Source organism: Pseudomonas sp. Sample_24, assembly GCF_004307605.1.
Classification (GTDB): domain Bacteria; phylum Pseudomonadota; class Gammaproteobacteria; order Pseudomonadales; family Pseudomonadaceae; genus Aquipseudomonas.
The window spans coordinates 49,534-66,102 of the sequence record NZ_RCNW01000159.1; the positions used below are offsets into that span (position 1 = coordinate 49,534).

General features: G+C 59.2%; 18 protein-coding genes. 15 read left to right on the top strand and 3 right to left on the bottom strand.

Annotated elements, in window-relative coordinates; genetic code table 11:
* The first annotated feature begins 23 nt into the window (after positions 1 to 23).
* Positions 24 to 647, top strand: a complete 624-nt coding sequence (locus D8V06_RS07905; protein ID WP_130930750.1) for an NIPSNAP family protein — start codon at positions 24 to 26, stop codon at positions 645 to 647.
* A gap of 27 nt (positions 648 to 674) precedes the next feature.
* Here the strand turns inward: D8V06_RS07905 and D8V06_RS07910 are convergent, their stop codons facing one another.
* The 3 genes from D8V06_RS07910 to D8V06_RS07920 form a co-directional block, all read right to left on the bottom strand.
* Positions 675 to 2,048 carry an FAD-dependent oxidoreductase gene (locus tag D8V06_RS07910; RefSeq protein ID WP_241667789.1) on the bottom strand — a complete coding sequence of 458 codons (1,374 nt, stop codon included), beginning with the start codon at positions 2,046 to 2,048 and terminating at the stop codon, positions 675 to 677.
* 44 nt (positions 2,049 to 2,092) lie between these two features.
* Positions 2,093 to 3,040 carry a dihydrodipicolinate synthase family protein gene (locus D8V06_RS07915; RefSeq protein ID WP_130930751.1) on the bottom strand — a complete coding sequence of 316 codons (948 nt, stop codon included), beginning with the start codon at positions 3,038 to 3,040 and terminating at the stop codon, positions 2,093 to 2,095.
* Positions 3,041 to 3,101: 61 nt separating this feature from the next.
* Complete coding sequence (locus tag D8V06_RS07920) at positions 3,102 to 4,028, bottom strand: 4-hydroxyproline epimerase (RefSeq protein ID WP_130930752.1); 927 nt, start codon at positions 4,026 to 4,028, stop codon at positions 3,102 to 3,104.
* A 301-nt stretch (positions 4,029 to 4,329) separates the two neighbouring features.
* Between D8V06_RS07920 and D8V06_RS07925 the strand changes: the two genes are divergently transcribed.
* The 14 genes from D8V06_RS07925 (at position 4,330) to D8V06_RS07990 (ending at position 16,451) form a co-directional block, all read left to right on the top strand.
* Positions 4,330 to 5,103, top strand: coding sequence for an AraC family transcriptional regulator (locus D8V06_RS07925; protein WP_130906744.1), 774 nt, complete (start codon positions 4,330 to 4,332; stop codon positions 5,101 to 5,103).
* Between the two features lie 135 nt (positions 5,104 to 5,238).
* Positions 5,239 to 6,057 carry a polyphosphate kinase 2 gene (gene ppk2 / locus D8V06_RS07930; RefSeq protein WP_130930753.1) on the top strand — a complete coding sequence of 273 codons (819 nt, stop codon included), beginning with the start codon at positions 5,239 to 5,241 and terminating at the stop codon, positions 6,055 to 6,057.
* A gap of 48 nt (positions 6,058 to 6,105) precedes the next feature.
* The gene (locus D8V06_RS07935) at positions 6,106 to 7,896 is read left to right on the top strand and encodes a SulP family inorganic anion transporter (protein WP_130930754.1); all 1,791 of its coding nucleotides are present in this window, start codon (positions 6,106 to 6,108) and stop codon (positions 7,894 to 7,896) included.
* Positions 7,897 to 8,050: 154 nt separating this feature from the next.
* Positions 8,051 to 8,698: a hypothetical protein gene (locus D8V06_RS07940; RefSeq protein ID WP_056856540.1), complete on the top strand. Its 648-nt coding sequence runs from the start codon at positions 8,051 to 8,053 to the stop codon at positions 8,696 to 8,698.
* On the top strand, positions 8,698 to 9,126 hold the full coding sequence (locus D8V06_RS07945; protein ID WP_130905719.1) for a phage holin family protein: 429 nt from the start codon (positions 8,698 to 8,700) through the stop codon (positions 9,124 to 9,126). Before D8V06_RS07940 ends, D8V06_RS07945 begins: the two co-directional genes overlap by 1 nt.
* Positions 9,123 to 9,941 (top strand): DUF3618 domain-containing protein, encoded by an 819-nt coding sequence (locus tag D8V06_RS07950; protein WP_130930755.1) that lies wholly within the window; start codon positions 9,123 to 9,125, stop codon positions 9,939 to 9,941. The genes D8V06_RS07945 and D8V06_RS07950 overlap by 4 nt, the downstream gene beginning before the upstream one ends.
* A 124-nt stretch (positions 9,942 to 10,065) precedes the next feature.
* Positions 10,066 to 10,314, top strand: a complete 249-nt coding sequence (locus tag D8V06_RS07955) for a hypothetical protein (protein ID WP_130930756.1) — start codon at positions 10,066 to 10,068, stop codon at positions 10,312 to 10,314.
* A 65-nt stretch (positions 10,315 to 10,379) separates the two neighbouring features.
* Positions 10,380 to 10,880, top strand: a complete 501-nt coding sequence (locus D8V06_RS07960; protein ID WP_130930757.1) for a CinA family protein — start codon at positions 10,380 to 10,382, stop codon at positions 10,878 to 10,880.
* Positions 10,881 to 10,886: 6 nt separating this feature from the next.
* Positions 10,887 to 11,405 (top strand): hypothetical protein, encoded by a 519-nt coding sequence (locus D8V06_RS07965; RefSeq protein WP_130930758.1) that lies wholly within the window; start codon positions 10,887 to 10,889, stop codon positions 11,403 to 11,405.
* A 7-nt stretch (positions 11,406 to 11,412) separates the two neighbouring features.
* On the top strand, positions 11,413 to 11,859 hold the full coding sequence (locus tag D8V06_RS07970; protein WP_130906748.1) for a YetF domain-containing protein: 447 nt from the start codon (positions 11,413 to 11,415) through the stop codon (positions 11,857 to 11,859).
* 140 nt (positions 11,860 to 11,999) lie between these two features.
* A complete protein-coding gene (locus D8V06_RS07975; RefSeq protein WP_130906749.1) occupies positions 12,000 to 13,241 on the top strand; it encodes a zinc-dependent alcohol dehydrogenase in 1,242 nt (413 codons plus the stop codon).
* Between the two features lie 36 nt (positions 13,242 to 13,277).
* The gene (locus D8V06_RS07980) at positions 13,278 to 14,654 is read left to right on the top strand and encodes a cytochrome ubiquinol oxidase subunit I (RefSeq protein WP_130930791.1); all 1,377 of its coding nucleotides are present in this window, start codon (positions 13,278 to 13,280) and stop codon (positions 14,652 to 14,654) included.
* A 12-nt stretch (positions 14,655 to 14,666) separates the two neighbouring features.
* Positions 14,667 to 15,668 carry a cytochrome d ubiquinol oxidase subunit II gene (cydB, locus tag D8V06_RS07985; RefSeq protein ID WP_130905712.1) on the top strand — a complete coding sequence of 334 codons (1,002 nt, stop codon included), beginning with the start codon at positions 14,667 to 14,669 and terminating at the stop codon, positions 15,666 to 15,668.
* Positions 15,669 to 15,716: 48 nt separating this feature from the next.
* Positions 15,717 to 16,451, top strand: coding sequence for a DUF72 domain-containing protein (locus D8V06_RS07990; RefSeq protein ID WP_130930759.1), 735 nt, complete (start codon positions 15,717 to 15,719; stop codon positions 16,449 to 16,451).
* Positions 16,452 to 16,569: the final 118 nt, after the last annotated feature.

Below are 16,569 nucleotides of genomic sequence, written 5' to 3' on the forward strand. Positions count from 1 at the left end.
GGGGCAAATTGTCGGAGTGGGTTATGGTTTTTTTTGAATTGATCACTTTTACGGTGCGCGTGCGCACGGTGGCGGATGCCTTGGCGCGCATCGAACTCGGGTTGGCACAGCCTGAAGTCGGTGGAACGCTGATGGGGTGTTGGGCTTCGGAACTGGGCAAGCTGAACCAGATCGCCGTGTTGCGCGGGTTTGCGGACGAATGCCATAGGCAGGCGGAGCGCGAGCGGTTCCTGCTGGCTGGCGACGTCTTTGGAATCAGCCCGTTCATCACCGATTTGCGCATTGAAAACTACACGCTGTTTCCCTTTCTTGAGCCCCTGGTCGCAGGCCGACACGGCCCTTTCTACGAACTGCGCGTGTATGACCTGATCAGCAGCGGCCTGCAACCCACGCTGGACGGTTGGCGCAAAGCCATCGAAGCTCGAACCGCCGAACAGTATTCACCGGTTTACGCGGCGTTTTACGCCACCGACGGCTCGCTGCCACGTTACTTGCACATCTGGCCCTGGACGACACTGGAACAACGCTTGCAAGTGCGCACCCAAGCCGTAGCCGACGGCGTCTGGCCACCGGAAAACTCCGGCCCTCAACTGCGCGACATGTGCTCGACGATTTACCTGCCGGCGAAGTTTTCGCCTTTGCAATGAGGCGGCTGTCCGATCGACGATTGATGCTCAAAAACGCTCCAGCCTGTATGCCTCCACCGTTGGTAATCCAAGGCTGTGCAAAGCACTCGTTGGCGAAACCAATTGAGCGATCATTTCGGCCGTGACCGCCGCCTGCGTCAAACCCAGGTGCTGGTGGCCGAAGGCGAGCAATACCTTGCCGTCGCACGCACTGTCGATGATCGGCAGAGAGTCCGGCAGGGAAGGGCGAAATCCCATCCAGGGCGTGGCGGCGTCTGCGTTCAGGTCACGACGGAACAGGCCCTTGCTGAGACGGTGCAACTGCCATGCGCGCTGCATGCTCGGCGGGCTCTCGAGACCGGCGAACTCGACGGTGCCTGCCAGCCGCAGTCCGTCAGTCATGGGCGTCATGATGAACTTGCGCTCCAGCGAGGTGACGGCGAACGGCAACCGTTCGTGCTCATGGGGCAGCATCAAGTGATAGCCCCGCTCGGTGTCCAACGGTACCTTTTTGCCGGTCAAAGCGTGGGTGAGTTTCGCTGAATGGGCACCGCAGGCGATCAGGATTCGCCGACTGCTGACCTGGGCTTGATCGGTGACCAGCGATACACCGCCTGCGTCCAGATGTCCGCCCTGCACCCGGCGCTTGAGGAAATGCACACCGCAGGTCTTGGCGGCGTGTACCAGTTCACAGACGACGCGATAAGGGTCGAGGAAATGCCCGGTGCGCTCAAAGAACAATCCCCCCTGAATGTGCTCGCTCAGTTGCGGCGCGGCATCGCGTACGGCAGTGGCCTGCCAGCGCTCGACCGGCACCTGCTGCTGGCGCAGGCGTGCCTGTAGCGCTTCGATCGCCGGTTGCGAATCCGGGCGCTCAAATACCAGTAACGAACCATCTTCTTTGAGCAAGTCAGGCCGCACGATCGCCTGCAACAGGCGTTGCCACGCGCACAGGCTGCTCTCATTGAGCGCGCGGATGCCGGCCACCGTGCGCTGGAAAGGCGCCGGGCGCAGGTTCATCAACAGCCGGGCAAACCACGGCAGCGCTCGCGGCATGTACTTCCAGTCCAGGCGCAGCGGCCCCATCGGGTCCAAGAGCATGGCGGGCAAGCGTTTGACAATGGACAGGTCGGCGATGGGAAACACCTGTTCGGTCGCCAGATGCCCGGCATTGCCGAACGAGGCGCCGTGGCCGGGCTCCTGCTGATCGAGGACCACCACCCGCAATCCTTGACGCGCCAATTGCAGCGCGCAGGCGACGCCGATGATCCCGGCACCGATGACGGTTATGTCGTGCCGATCGTTTGCAGTGGAGTGGATAGCATCCTGCGCCAGGTCGGTAGCTGGATTGATCGCCCGAATCGCTTCGTGGCGACCCGTCGTGGCGTGCTGGCCGTTCAGCATGTTGCCTGTGAGCGTCATGGCATTTCCTGAAAATAGCAGAGGACGGAAACAAATGCGGAGCGTCAGGCGACGTTCTGCTCGGCCGACCAGTGCTCGTACCACTGGCGGAACAAGGCGTACTGCTTCTCGGCGTAACGGCGCTGGGCATCGCTGAGCACATCGGTTTCGTTGAAGTGGAGGGCGTATTCCTTGTCGCCGTTGAGCACCATCAGGTGTTTGTAATACAGCACCAGGTCACAGCCCTCGTCGAAGGACGACAGCACTGTCATTGCCGCTTCCAGTTCCCGAGCCTGCCGGCGAGCCTTGGCGTCACCTTTGGCAGCTTGTTTGCTCAGGGCCACCAGTTGCAGCACTTCGCGCGGCAGTGCATTGCCGATGCCGGTGATGGCGCCGGTGGCGTTGCAGTTGACGAAGCCATGCACCACTTGGGTATCGATCCCGACCATCAAGGTGACATCGTCGTCCCTGGAGGTGATGTGCTCAGCGGCGTAGCGCAGGTCGGCGGCACCGCCGAACTCCTTGAAGCCGATCAGGTTCGGGTACTCGCGACGCAGTTCGAAGAACAGGTCCGCACGGGTGGCGAAGCCGTAGTAAGGGCTGTTGTAGATCACTGCCGGCAACCCCGGGGCAGCCTTGAGAATGGCGGCAAAGTGAGCTTTTTGCGCGGTTGCCGAAGCACCACGGGACAGCACGCGAGGAATGACCATCAGGCCATGGGCGCCGACTTTGGCAGCGTGTGCCGCGTGGGACACCGCTTCACGGCTGTTGACCGCACCGGTGCCGACAATGGTTGGTATGCCGGCGGCAACCAGACGTGCCACGCCTTCCTGACGCTCGGCTTCGGTCAGCAACGGCCAGTCCCCCATGGAGCCGCAGTACACGACGGCGCTCATGCCGATGTCGATCAGTTCGCGACCCTTGGCCACCAGCGCGTCAAAGTCCGGTTTGCGATCGGCGGTGCACGGGGTCATCAGTGCAGGAATGCAGCCGGTGAAGATGTTGTCGCTCATTGTGGTAACTCCTTGCAGCGTTTATTCAGATCGGTTGAGGGTGTAGGCGCCGCCGAGGGGCTTAAATGCCCCACGCAAAGGGATCCTGTTCGTCGATCAGCAGCGTGGCGTCGGCGGTCATGTAGGCGCGGCCGGTGATGAAAGGGCGGATGCGTTCACCTTCCCATTCGAAGCTGCCGACAAACTGGCTGGCGGTGATGCTGGCCTGGACCCAGCGCTCACCGGCGGCCAGTTTGCCGTCAGCCGCCAGGCAAGCGAGTTTGGCGCTGGTGCCGGTGCCGCACGGCGAGCGGTCGTAGGCTTTGCCGGGGCACATCACGAAGTTGCGGCTGTCGGCCTGATCGTCGTCGGCAAACAATTCGACATGGTCGATGAGCGCCCCGTCTTCGCCATAAATGCCTTGGGCTTCGAGTGCCTTGAGCATCGCCCAGGTGTATTCAGTCAGGGCGTCGACGTTGTCCATTTGCAATGTCTTGCCGTGGTCGGACACCAGGAAAAACCAGTTGCCGCCCCAAGCGATATCGCCAAAGACACGTCCATGGCCCGGTACCTCGACCGGCACCTGCTGGCGATAGCGGTAAGCGGGGACATTGCGCAACGTGACGTTGCCGTCTGCATGCAGCGTGGCGCTGACCGGGCCGACCGGCGTGTCGATCTTGTGCTCGCCAGGGCCGATCAGACCCAGATGCTGCAACGAGTTGACCAAGCCGATGGTGCCGTGACCGCACATGCCGAGATAGCCGGCGTTGTTGAAGAAAATCACCCCGCAGGTGGCATCCGCCGATACCGGTTCGCAGTACAGCGCGCCGACCAGTACATCGTTGCCTCGAGGCTCCAGCAGGCAGGCCCTGCGCCATTGGTCATGCTGGTCGCGCAGGGCATCGCGTTTCTCGACCATGGTGCGGCCATGGAGCTGCGGAAAGCCTTTCATCACCAGACGAGTCGGTTCGCCGCCGGTGTGGGAATCGATGATGTGAACCTGTTTCATAAACCGTCCAATTTGAGAGGCACCAGGTGCCGGTTCAGAGAGAAGTCTGGATCGATGCGCCAATCGGGAGAGCGGCTGTGATGTCACTGATAACGCTGTTGTCGTGGGGCGCCGAGGGCAGCAATGGCGATAGATTGAACGTGCCGGAACGGCTGCGATTGATGGTTTGTGCAGGTCGCGATGACGAAATCAGCACAATGCCGGTGGCTGATCCCAGGCCCGGATCCCGTCTCGACACTGCCCCGGCCTTGGGGCAATCTGTTTGGCTTTCGTCGATCCGGACCGTGGGAGAGTGAGACTCATGACGCAGAACGCCTTTGCGATCCTGTGCCAGGGGAACGAGGAGCAACGTCCCGAAACCATGGAGCAATTGTTGGCAGGCGTAGCGCTTGTGCTACCGATGCTGGACGTCATTCCCAACGCCGCGATCTTCATCAAGGATGTTCAGGCCCGCTACGTCATGGCCAACCAGACGCTGGTGCAGCGTTGCGGCCTCAAGCACCTGCAACCGTTGCTGGGCAGAACCAGCGCCGAGGTCTTTCCCGCGCAATTGGGGCCTGGCTATACCGAACAGGATCGCCGGGTACTGGAGCAGGGGTTTGTCCTGGAAGACCAACTGGAGCTGCATCTGTATGGCAGCCGCGAGCCCGGTTGGTGCCTTACGCATAAACGCCCGCTGTACAACCGCAGTGGCGAAATCATGGGCCTGGTGGGCATTTCAGTCGACCTGCAATCGGCCAGCGACACCCATCCGGCGTATCAGCGCCTGGCGGCAGTGGACGAACACATCCGCCTGCATTTCCACCGTCGAGTCAGCCTTGGCGAGCTGACGCGAATCGCCGGCATTTCGGTGGCGCAACTGGAGCGCTACTGCAAGCGCGTGTTCCACCTGACGCCGCGACAGATGATCCAGAAAGTCCGCCTGGAACACGCGCATCGTCTACTTCACACCGATATGCCGATCACCGAGGTCGCCTTGCAGTGCGGCTATACCGACCACAGTGCTTTCACCCGCCAGTTCAAGGCGTTGACCGGGTTTACCCCTCGTCAATATCGGCAAACCACGGGAAATTGATAGGGGGAACGATTTTCACCTGCCTCGCCATGCCGGGCGTTTGACCTTGGACTAGACTCACGCCGTCAGATGAAGCGTCGACTCTTCAGCAACCGCTGCCAATACATCCGTCATTGGCATTTTTGAGGTTTGGTCATGGCAAAAGATAAGAAAAAAGCCTTTAAAGTTTCTGCTGAACCCGCAAAGTTGACGAACAAAGACTATCTGGAGCAGTTGCGCCACTTGCACGTCGAGTTGGTCAAGTTGCAGGAATGGGTCAAAGAGAAAGGCGTCAAGATCTGCATTGTGTTCGAAGGGCGTGACGGTGCGGGCAAGGGCGGGACGATCAAGGCCATCACCGAACGGGTCAGCCCGCGGGTCTTTCGGGTGATGGCGCTGCCTGCGCCAACCGAGCGGGAAAAAAGCCAGATGTATATCCAGCGCTACTTGCCCCATCTGCCGGCGGCGGGCGAGGTGGTGATCTTCGATCGCAGTTGGTACAACCGTGCGGGCGTCGAGCGCGTAATGAACTTCTGTACCGAAGAACAAGTGGAGACGTTTCTCAAGTCTGTCCCTCATGTAGAGCGTGCGATCGTCGACTCCGGGGTCATCCTGCTCAAGTATTGGCTGGAAGTCAGTCCGCAGGAACAGACGCGTCGGCTCGAAGCGCGGATCAAGGACGGGCGAAAAATCTGGAAACTGACACCGATGGATCTCAAGTCATACAGCCGCTGGTATGACTACTCGCGAGCCCGTGACGCCATGTTCGAAGCGACCGACACCGATCATGCGCCGTGGCTGGTGGCCGATTCCAATGACAAGCGTCGGGCGCGGCTCAACATCATCAGCGATTTGCTCAGTCGCATCCCTTACAAAGACGTGCCCCGCGACAAGGTGGTGTTGCCTAAACGCCAGAAGCCTGGTGGGTATCAGGAACCTGATTATCCGCTCAAACGCATCCCGGAAAAGTATTGACCGTTAACGGCAGCGAACCTGCGACTCACACAGAAGGGCCAATGTCCTATGAGCCATTCGGATGCTTCGTCGCCCGACCCGGAACCGGGTCGGATTGCACGTCGGGACGCAGGCAGCGATCAGTCTGGCTGGAGCCGCTGGTTTCCCGGGCTGCGCACATTGCGCGGCTACCATATGGCCTGGTTGCGCCACGACCTCGTCGCCGGCCTGGTGTTGACCACCATGTTGGTGCCTGTAGGTATCGCCTACGCGGTGGCATCGGGGGTGCCGGGCATTTATGGCCTGTATGCGACCATCGTTCCGCTGCTGGCGTATGCGCTGTTCGGCCCCAGCCGGATTCTGGTGCTGGGTCCCGATTCATCGCTGGCGGCTGTCATTCTCGCGGTTGTCTTGCCGTTGTCGGGGGGCGACCCGCAACGGGCCATCGCGCTGGCGGCGGCCATGGCTATCGTCTCGGGGGCTGTGTGTGTACTGGCGGGTATCGCCCGTCTGGGGTTCGTGACCGAGCTTCTGTCCAAACCGATTCGCTACGGTTACATGAACGGGATCGCCCTGACGGTCTTGATCAGCCAACTGCCCAAACTCTTCGGCTTCAAAATCGAGGCCGAGGGACCGCTGAGAAGTCTTTGGGCGATCGTGACCGCGATCATCGATGGTAAAACCAATTGGGTCACTTTTGCGGTCGGTGCTGCGACGCTGGTCGTCATCCTGCTGCTCAAGGGATACAAACGCGTGCCCGGCATCTTGATTGCCGTGGTGGCCGCGACCGTCGTCGTCGCGGTTCTGGACCTTGCGGCAAACGCCGGGGTCTCGGTCCTCGGCTCTCTCCCGCAAGGCCTGCCGGGTTTCGCCATTCCCTGGATCACCCGCGCTGATATTGTCCCGGTGCTGATCGGCGGCTGCGCCGTGGCCCTGGTTTCATTCGCCGACACCAGCGTACTGTCCCGCGTTTACGCGGCGCGGACCCGCACCTACGTGGATCCGAACCAGGAAATGGTCGGCCTGGGTGTCGCCAATCTGGCCGCCGGTTTCTTCCAGGGGTTTGCGATCAGCAGCAGTTCGTCGCGCACACCCGTGGCCGAAGCCGCCGGGGCGAAAACCCAAGTGACCGGTGTTGTCGGGGCTCTGGCCGTTGCGTTGTTGCTGGTGTTTGCCCCCGACCTGCTGCGTGACTTGCCCAACAGCGCACTGGCAGCGGTGGTCATCGCATCGGCCATCGGCCTGATCGAAGTCACTGACCTGTTGCGCATCTATCGCATGCAGCGCTGGGAGTTCTGGCTGTCGATCGTCTGCACCATTGGAGTGGCAGTTTTTGGCGCGATCGAAGGCATAGGCCTGGCTATCGTGATCGCGGTCATAGAATTCCTCTGGGACGGCTGGCGGCCTTACTCCGCCGTGCTCGGACGCACCCAAGGGGTCAAGGGTTTTCACGATACCCAGCGCTATCCCGACGCGACCCTTATTCCTGGCCTGGTGCTGTTTCGCTGGGATGCATCCTTGTTTTTCGCCAACGCCGAATTGTTCCACGACCGGGTCATCGACGCCCTGGCGGCCTCGCCAACGCCGGTGCGCTGGTTGGTCATCGCCGCGGAACCCATCACCAGCGTGGATGTCACCTCGGCCGACATGCTCGCCGAACTGGACGAAACCCTGCGCACCGCGGGCATCAAATTGTGCGTGGCCGAGATGAAAGACCCGGTCAAGGACAAGCTCAAGCGGTTCGGCCTCTACACCTTGCTGGGGGAGGCGGCGTTTTTTCCAACAATAGACGATGCGGTCGGCCGCTATCTGCAAAGTCATTCGCTGGATTTGACGGGCTTGGAGATCGACGGGCAGTGAGTGGTATTGCCCTCGTCCGATAAATTCTGCATCACGCTCATCATCCGCGTTGAACTCCCAACTGAGCTCTTCCGTCCTCTGCTATGAGGGGCTCAGGGCAATACAGCTGCGTAGTCCCCATGACACGTTTTCGATTCAGAAGGCGAGGGACGACATGAACACTTCAGACAGCAGGACTGGCACCGATACGGGCAATCCAGGGAACGGTAATCCGCAGCAAGGGTTTCAACATTTAAAGGAGGACGTCACCGAGGCGCTCGGCGATGTAAGGCAACAAGCCGATGCACAGTTCGGGCAATACCGTGACACGGCGGCTGACCAGATCGACGCCTTGGCTCAGGGAGCGAAAAGCTTCGTCTCCGAGCTGGAGGATAAAGACACGCTCGGCATGTCCGATTATCTCACCGACATGGCGGAGTCCATGAGCGGACTGGCGGGAAACCTGCGCGGCAAAAGTGCCGAGCAGCTTCTGCATGACGGCGCTGAGTTGGCTCGCAGTAATCCCGCGCTGTTCATTGCCGGCAGCATTGCGTTGGGTTTTGGCCTGTCACGGTTTCTCAAGGCAGGCAGTTCTGCGGCCATGACCGTGCACGCCGGGCACGATCCTGCAACAGGCACGTCAACGCCTCCAACCGGTGGTTTTGGCGCCCAGCGCCCCTATGAAACATCTCCCCCCCATACCGACCCGGCACCGGGACTTGCCACGGGCATCACGCCGGCTTCGGCGGATGTGCACGACCATCCATCGGACTTTGCTGCGGCATCGCCAACCGCTTCGCCAAACGTCAAAGGAGAACTGTGATGAACAGAGATGAATCAGATTTGCCGGGCGTAAGACCGGTTACCCAGGCTGATGACGCATCGGTTGTCGGCTTGCTCAGGCAGTTGTCCCGCGAAGTGCCCGCGTTGTTCACCAAGGAACTCGCACTGGCCAAAGCCGAACTCCAGGCCAGCCTGACAACGCTCAAGGCCGGCATCGCCGGCGTAGCGGGGGGCGCGATCGTGCTGTTGGCGGGATTCATCATTTTGCTGATGGCAGTCGTCTACGGTCTTAGCCTGTTCATGGCACCGTGGTTGGCCGCGCTGATTGTTGGCGTGGTGGTGATGATCATCGGCTTCGCCATGTTGCAGTCGGGGAAAAAACAATTCGAGCCGTCCCACTTCAAGCCTGACCGGACACTGGACGCTCTGAATAAAGATCAGGAAGCGCTGCGGAGGAAAGTTTCATGAAAAGCGAATTGGAGCTGGAATCGGAAAAGAGCCCCGAACAGATTGAGCGCGAGATTGATGCGCAGCGCGCGAGCATCGGCAACATCGTCGACCGCCTGGAAAGCAAGTTCACCCCCGGACAGATAATCGATCAGGCGTGGGGCATGATGCAGAACAACGGCTCGACATTCCTCAGCAACCTCGGCACCAGTGTGCGCAACAATCCGGTTCCCGCGGTGCTGACATCGGTGGGCTTGCTCTGGTTGATGATGAGCCAGAACCGTCCGCCAGTACCGCGCCCAAGCTATCGCACCGGGCCGGATCAGCTGGGTGATTGGGCCGATGATATAGCGGAAGGCTTCGACAGCGCCCGTGAGCATGTGCACCAGACCACCGATACCTTGAAGGAAGGTTATCGTTCGTTGAAAGACAAGGCTGTCCACATGACTGACAACGTCGGCGCCGCCACTGACCACTTAAGCCACGCCGTGCACGACGTAAGTGACCGCGTGACGCGAAACACTCAGGTGATAGGTCAGCAGTTCAGTCAGCTGCTCAAAGAGCAACCGCTGATGGTGGCGGCGGCAGGCATCGCCCTGGGCGCAATGATCGGTGCTGCCTTGCCGACCACCGCGACCGAGCAGCGCTACCTGGGACGTACCAGTGCAGGCCTGGTCGACAAAGTGAAGAAGCAAGCGCAGGAAGGCTATGAAGCGGTGCGTGACACCGTCACTAAAACCACTGAGCAAACGGACGTGGAAGCCAGGCCGGATATGCAGGCATCCCGCACGTCCGGCACACCGGCGGATCTTTCCAGTGGACTGGGGACGTCCTGATTGTCTCAACAGCGGGAGGTCGGTAACGGCCTCCCATTTTCCTTGCAACCGACATCGTCAGATGGTGTGAACCAATCGCGAGTGTCCGGGCTCCACCAGGAAACATCTGCCATGGGCTAGTGAAATGAATGCCTTCAAAGATTTGCTGTCGCCGGCTCAGGAATTGAAATTGCGCGCACTCGATGCCTGGCATCGCGCGCTGGAAAACAAGCGGCTGCGCATGGATTGCCCTGATGCCTACCATGAAGAACTGCTGCGCCAGTCCGATGAAATGGATCGTCTGGGTATAGTCAACTGGGCCGAATGGCGCGACCTGCGCAGAGAGGCCGACCAGGCGTATCTGCGTGCAGTCGCCGGCGAAGACTATCACTGAGGGTTTTTCTGGAGTCACCGGCGCCTTCACATATCAACCGAGCAATAATTTCGTGAGTGCTGCTCATGTCCATTGCTGACGATACCGTTGAATACTTGCGCGATAACGCATTGGTGCTGACAACGGCCGAATCCTGTACTGCCGGCAAGATCGTGACGCTGTTGTCGGAAGTTGAAGGCAGCGGCGAATTCATTGAGTGCGGTTATGTGGTGTATTCACCACAGGCCAAGCAGCGCGTGTTGCATGTCAGCCCGCGCACCATCGAAACGTTCAATCTGACCAGCGTGGAAGTCGCCAGGGAAATGGCGCTGGGCGCCCTGCGTGACAGTACCGCGAATGTCGCTGTGGCCACCACCGGCATTCTCGGGCCGGAGGATGTTGACGGCATACCCGCCGGCACCATCTGCTTTGCCTGGGCGTTTCAGTCCAGTGGTGAACATTGCCTGTTCAGCCACGAGCATCGGTTTATCGGTTCTCGCTGTGAGGTGCAAACGCAAGCAACCGAATACGCTTTGCAATGGCTGCCGCACTTTCATCGTCGCCTGATGAGTGGCGAACAAGGTTGAAAGCACATGAACGACGATTCAGAACATCCGGATTTGAGCAGTCGTAAATATCCTGTGCGTGAGGATATGGCTTACCAATTGAAGGTCTGGCGCTTTGAGCGCCTGGGTTGGTACTTGCTGGTTTTATTGATGCTGTTGGGCCTGGCGGGTCTGTTCTCCCGAGGGCTGCTCAGTTCCAGAGAAGTGCGCAGCGAGGATGGCAGGGTCAGTGTCGAATACGAGATGTTCCATCGCAATGGCTCGACCAACTCAATGAAAATCAGCGTCAGTGGCGCCCCGGAATCCACCATTGAGCTGCAACTGGCGGGTGAGATGCTGGAAGGCTTCAGCATCGAAACGCTGCAACCTGAACCCGTGCACGCCCGCAGTTCCGATCAAGGCATCCGCTTGGGAGTGCAGACCGATACCCAGGGTCAGGCGAATCTGTTCATTACACTGCGAGGCGATGGGCTGGGATTGTTCCGAAGTCGCATCGTTCTGCCCGGCACCCGTGACATGAAACTCAACCAGTTCATTTTCCCCTAGGTGACTTATGGATTCGGTACTGCGTGCGGCCGCGATGTATTTAGCATTGTTGGTGCTGTTCAAGATCGCCGGCCGAAGGTCATTGGCCGAACTGACGACCTTCGACTTCGTGCTGTTGATGATGATTGGTGAAGCCACCCAGCAAGCGCTGCTCGGAGACGATTTTTCCCTGACCAACTCAATACTGGTGATCGTGACCCTGATCGGCATCGACGTCGGGCTCTCATTGCTCAAACAGCGATCCAGCTGGATATCACGGTTGATTGACGGCGAGCCGACAATCATCGTGGAGAACGGCAAGCTGCTGCATCGGCGACTGCGTCATGCCCGGTTGGTGGAGGCTGACGTCATGGAGGCTGCGCGTTCCAGCCAGGGCATTGAGAAACTGGAAGAAATCAAGTTCGCGATCATTGAGCGCAACGGCAAGATTTCAATCATCGCGCGAGAAAACTGATCCGCCACCTCATGTAGCCGTTTGCCTTGGGACCCCTCGTCAACCATTGATCAGCTGCAAGCAAGGAAAACGGAACCGTTGCTTGCCGCGTATTGCCCTTTATGAAAAGGAATCCCTGCATCAGCCGAGGAGAACCCGACATGCGAGCAATGACTTATCACGGCGCCCACAAGGTCAAGATCGAAACCGTTCCGGACCCGATCATTGAGCAACCTGACGACATTATTCTGCGCGTCACAGCCACGGCCATCTGCGGCTCCGATCTGCACCTGTATCGAGGCAAGATCCCCACGGTTGAACACGGCGACATTTTCGGCCATGAGTTCATGGGCATCGTTGAAGACGCCGGGCGATCGGTGACCCAAGTGCAACGCGGGGACCGCGTCGTCATCCCGTTCGTTATTGCGTGTGGCGAGTGTTTCTTTTGCCAGCAGCAACTGTACGCAGCCTGCGAAACCACCAATGACGGGCGCGGCGCCAATCTCAACAAGAAAGCCATTCCACCGGGCGCCGCGTTGTTTGGCTATAGCCGGTTGTATGGCGGGGTTCCGGGTGGCCAGGCTGAATTGGTCCGGGTGCCGAAAGCCAATACCGGCCCCTTCAAGGTGCCCGGCACACTGGCCGATGACAAGGTGCTGTTTCTGTCGGACATACTGCCAACCGCTTGGCAGGCGGTGGTCAATGCACAGATTGGCAAAGGCTCAAGCCTGGCGATTTACGGCGCCGGACCGGTGGGGTTATTGAGCGCAGCGTGCGCGCGCATGCTCGGTGCCGAACAGATTTTCGTGATCGATCACCATGACTACCGACTGGCGTATGCCGAGAAAACCTACGGTGTAATCCCTATTAATTTCGATGACGATGATGACCCGGCCGACACCTTGATTCGCCAGACTCGTGGCATGCGTGGCGTGGATGCAGTGATCGATGCCGTGGGATTCGAAGCCAAGGGCAGTACCACCGAAACCGTCCTGGCGACCTTGAAGCTCGAAGGCAGCAGCGGTAAAGCATTGCGCCAATGCATCGCCGCCGTAAGGCGCGGTGGGGTGGTGAGTGTGCCGGGTGTCTACGCGGGTTTCATCCATGGCTTTCTGTTTGGTGATGCGTTTGACAAAGGCCTGACATTCAAGATGGGCCAGACGCACGTGCAACGTTATCTGCCAGAACTGCTTGAACATATCGAACTGGGTCATTTGCGTCCCGAAGAGATCATCACTCACCGTATGTCGCTGGAGCAGGTAGCTCAGGGTTACGAGATTTTCGACAAGCGACAGGAGGATTGCCGCAAGGTCATCCTAATTCCCGGAGCACCGGTGGAACCATTGACGGCGTCGATTGAACCGGGCGTGGGTTTCGCTGACCGTGGAGTGCCGAGCCTGTAGATGATCAGTTCAATTTGCTTACGTTGAGTGACCCTCATGGAAGCGACTGAGTCGGCGCTACTGGCAGCACGTCTGCAGTTTTCGATCACCATCAGCTTCCATATCGTGCTGGCCGCACTCACCATCGGTCTGGCCAACTTTCTGATGGTGCTCGAAGGTCTTTGGTTGTGGCGTGGAAAAAAGATCTATCTGGATGTCTACCGCTACTGGTTGAAAATATTCGCACTCACCGTGGCGGTGGGTACCGCATCAGGCCTGATCCTGGAATATCAGTTCGGGCTGAACTGGTCGCGTCTTGCTACGCAGGCAGGCGACATTCTCGGGCCATTGATGTTTTACGAGGTGCTGGCGGCATTTTTTCTCGAGGCGGGTTTTCTGGGAATCATGCTCTTCGGTTTGAAGAAGGTAGGCCCCCGCGTGCATTTCTTCGCTACCTGTGCAGTGGCGTGCGGGTCGCTGATCAGTGCCTTCTGGATTCTCTCGGCCAACTCCTGGATGCAAACACCTGCCGGGTACGCCATCTCTCACGATGGCCGTTTTATTGCGCAGGATTGGTGGGCGATTATCTTCAATCCATCGTTTCCCTATCGGTTGGCGCACATGACGTTGGCGGCGATGCTTGGCACGGCGACTCTGGTGGCCGGCGCCAGTGCCTGGCAGCTGTTGAGGGAGCCCGCGAACCCGCGAGCTCGCCTTCAATATTCCATGGCGCTGTGGACGATCATCGTGCTCGCGCCCGCGCAAATCGTCGTCGGTCACTTCCACGCTGAGCACAGCCTTACCGTTCAGCCGCAGAAGGTGGCGGCAATCGAAGGTTCCTGGACGCGTCCACCTGAAGGGGCGGGCGAGCCCATGCGCTTGTTTGCAGTGCCGGATATGGCCGCAAGGCGTAATCACTGGGAACTGGCGATTCCCCGATTAGGCTCGCTGTATGTGCACTACAACTTGACGGGCACTATCGCCGCGCTGGATGAGTTTCCAGCCCAGGACATTCCGCCAGTCCCGATTGTTTTTTTCGCTTTCCGGTTCATGGTCGGGCTCGGTCTTTTGATGCTGGGGCAGGGCATGGCTGCTTGGATGCTGGCGCGACGGCAACGGCTGTTCAATACGCGCTGGATGATGCGCGGTTGTGTGTTGTTGGCGCCGGCCGGGTTTGTGGCCATGCTCAGTGGCTGGGTGGTGACGGAGGTGGGCCGCCAACCATTCACGGTCTACGGCCTGCTGCGCACGGCTGACAGTTTGTCGCCGGTGTCGCATCAACAGGTGGTGGCCTCGACGTGGTCGATATTATTGTTTTACCTGCTGATCTTCGGTATTGGGCTCTGGGTGCTCCTGCGAATCCTGCGCAAGCCTGCGCACGAGGATCAACCGGGGCCGCAACCGACGTTGGCGGATGAGACCGGTGATTCCTGAGGAAGCGCAACGATGTCGGGCATCGACTGGATAACATTGCTGGCAGCGGGAGCCTTGGCGTTCTCGGTCTTGAACTATGTGATTCTCGACGGGACCGATCTTGGTGTCGGGGTACTGCTGGGATTGACCCGTTGTGCCAGGCATCGGCGGGCCATGGTAGTGACTATCCTGCCGATCTGGGATGCCAATGAGACCTGGCTTGTGCTCGGCGGCGGTGGTCTGCTGGCGCTGTTTCCAATGGCTTACGCCATTTTGCTACCGGCGCTTTATCTGCCCTTTATCGTGATGTTCCTGGCCTTGATCCTGCGCGCGGTGGCTTTGGAGTTTCGTGACTATGCGCCTAACGACATGATCAAACGCTTTGTCGATGGCTTGCTGTTGTGTGGTTCGCTGTTGACAGGCGTGGCCCAGGGCATTGTGCTGGGTGCACTCATGCAGGGCATACCCAATCAGGATGGACAGTACGCCGGGGACGGACGGGAGTGGTTGGGTTTGTTTCCAGTGTATTGCGGTGTCGTGCTGGTGACGGGCTACACATGGCTGGGTGCCTGCTGGTTGTATTGGCGCACTGAAGATCAATTGCAGCGACGATCTCGTTTGCAGGCCCAGGTCCTGGCGATTGTTACAGTTTTGCTGCTGGCAGTGCTGGTCGCCTGGACAACGACACTGGACGCTCGATATGCGCAGCGGTTGTCACAACCTCTTGTCTGGGGACCGGCCTCGGTTCTGTTCATTGTCCTGGCAATTGCCTTCGCCCTCGGCTGGCGAAGCCGCTGGGATTGTATTCCGCTGTTTGCCGCATTAGGCGTTTTTGTCCTGGCATTCGCCTTGATGATCATCGCCATGTACCCGTTGATCGTCCCACCCAACCTGACCTTTCAAGCCGCCGCTTCCAGTCCCGCCAGCCAAAAGTTCATGCTGGTTGGCTTCGCCGTGCTGATACCGGTGACGCTCATCTACAACACTTATGGCTTCAAGGTGTTCAGCGGCAAGATTCACCCCATCCGAGATTGATGGTTGAACCGTCGAGGTTGTCATGCGGGAAGCAGCGAAGGAGATCCTTTGAACCCTCAATCGATTTACATAGGATGCGCAGGCTGGAATGTCGGGCGCGAACATGCACCGCAATTTCCTGTGCAAGGCACCCATCTGCAACGCTACAGTGCACAGTTCAATTGCGTTGAAATCAACAGCTCGTTTTACCGACCGCACCGGCATCAGACTTACGTGCGCTGGGCTGAGTCGGTGCCGGCAGCGTTTCGCTTCAGCGTAAAGATTCCCAAGCAAATCACCCACGAACTGCGCTTGGCGAATAGTGAACCGTTGCTCGAAGAGTTCCTGGGTCAATGCTGCGGATTGGGCCAAAAGCTGGGTTGCCTGTTGGTACAGCTGCCGCCGTCGCTGGCGTTTGACGAAGCAGTCGTAGAGGTGTTTTTGACGGCACTGAGAGCGCAGTACTCAGGCCCCGTGGTTCTGGAACCACGGCACCCGTCCTGGGTGGAGGCTGGCGCCTTGCTGATGGCATACGGGGTGAGTCAGGCAGCCGTTGACCCCTCGAGGATCAGCACTGACGTGTCTCCAATGGGCACACTGGACGTGCAGTATTGGCGTCTGCATGGCTCGCCGCGCATCTACTTCAGCGCTTACGCTCCAACCTGTCTGAACAGCCTTGCACACACACTGCGGGCTGCCGCTGCCAAGGGCGTGAGCGTTTACTGCCTGTTCGACAATACCGCCAGCGGTGCAGCGCTGGGCAATGCGTTGGAACTCAAAACGTTACTCGCATCGGCTGATTGAATCCGTTCACGCATGCCGTTAAGCAACACCTGAAGGTTCAATGAACTCCTGCCAGCCACCTGCCTCTGAACATCAAGAGCTCGTCGACGCGCATTCAGCTGCTGCATTTCGCTCGTAG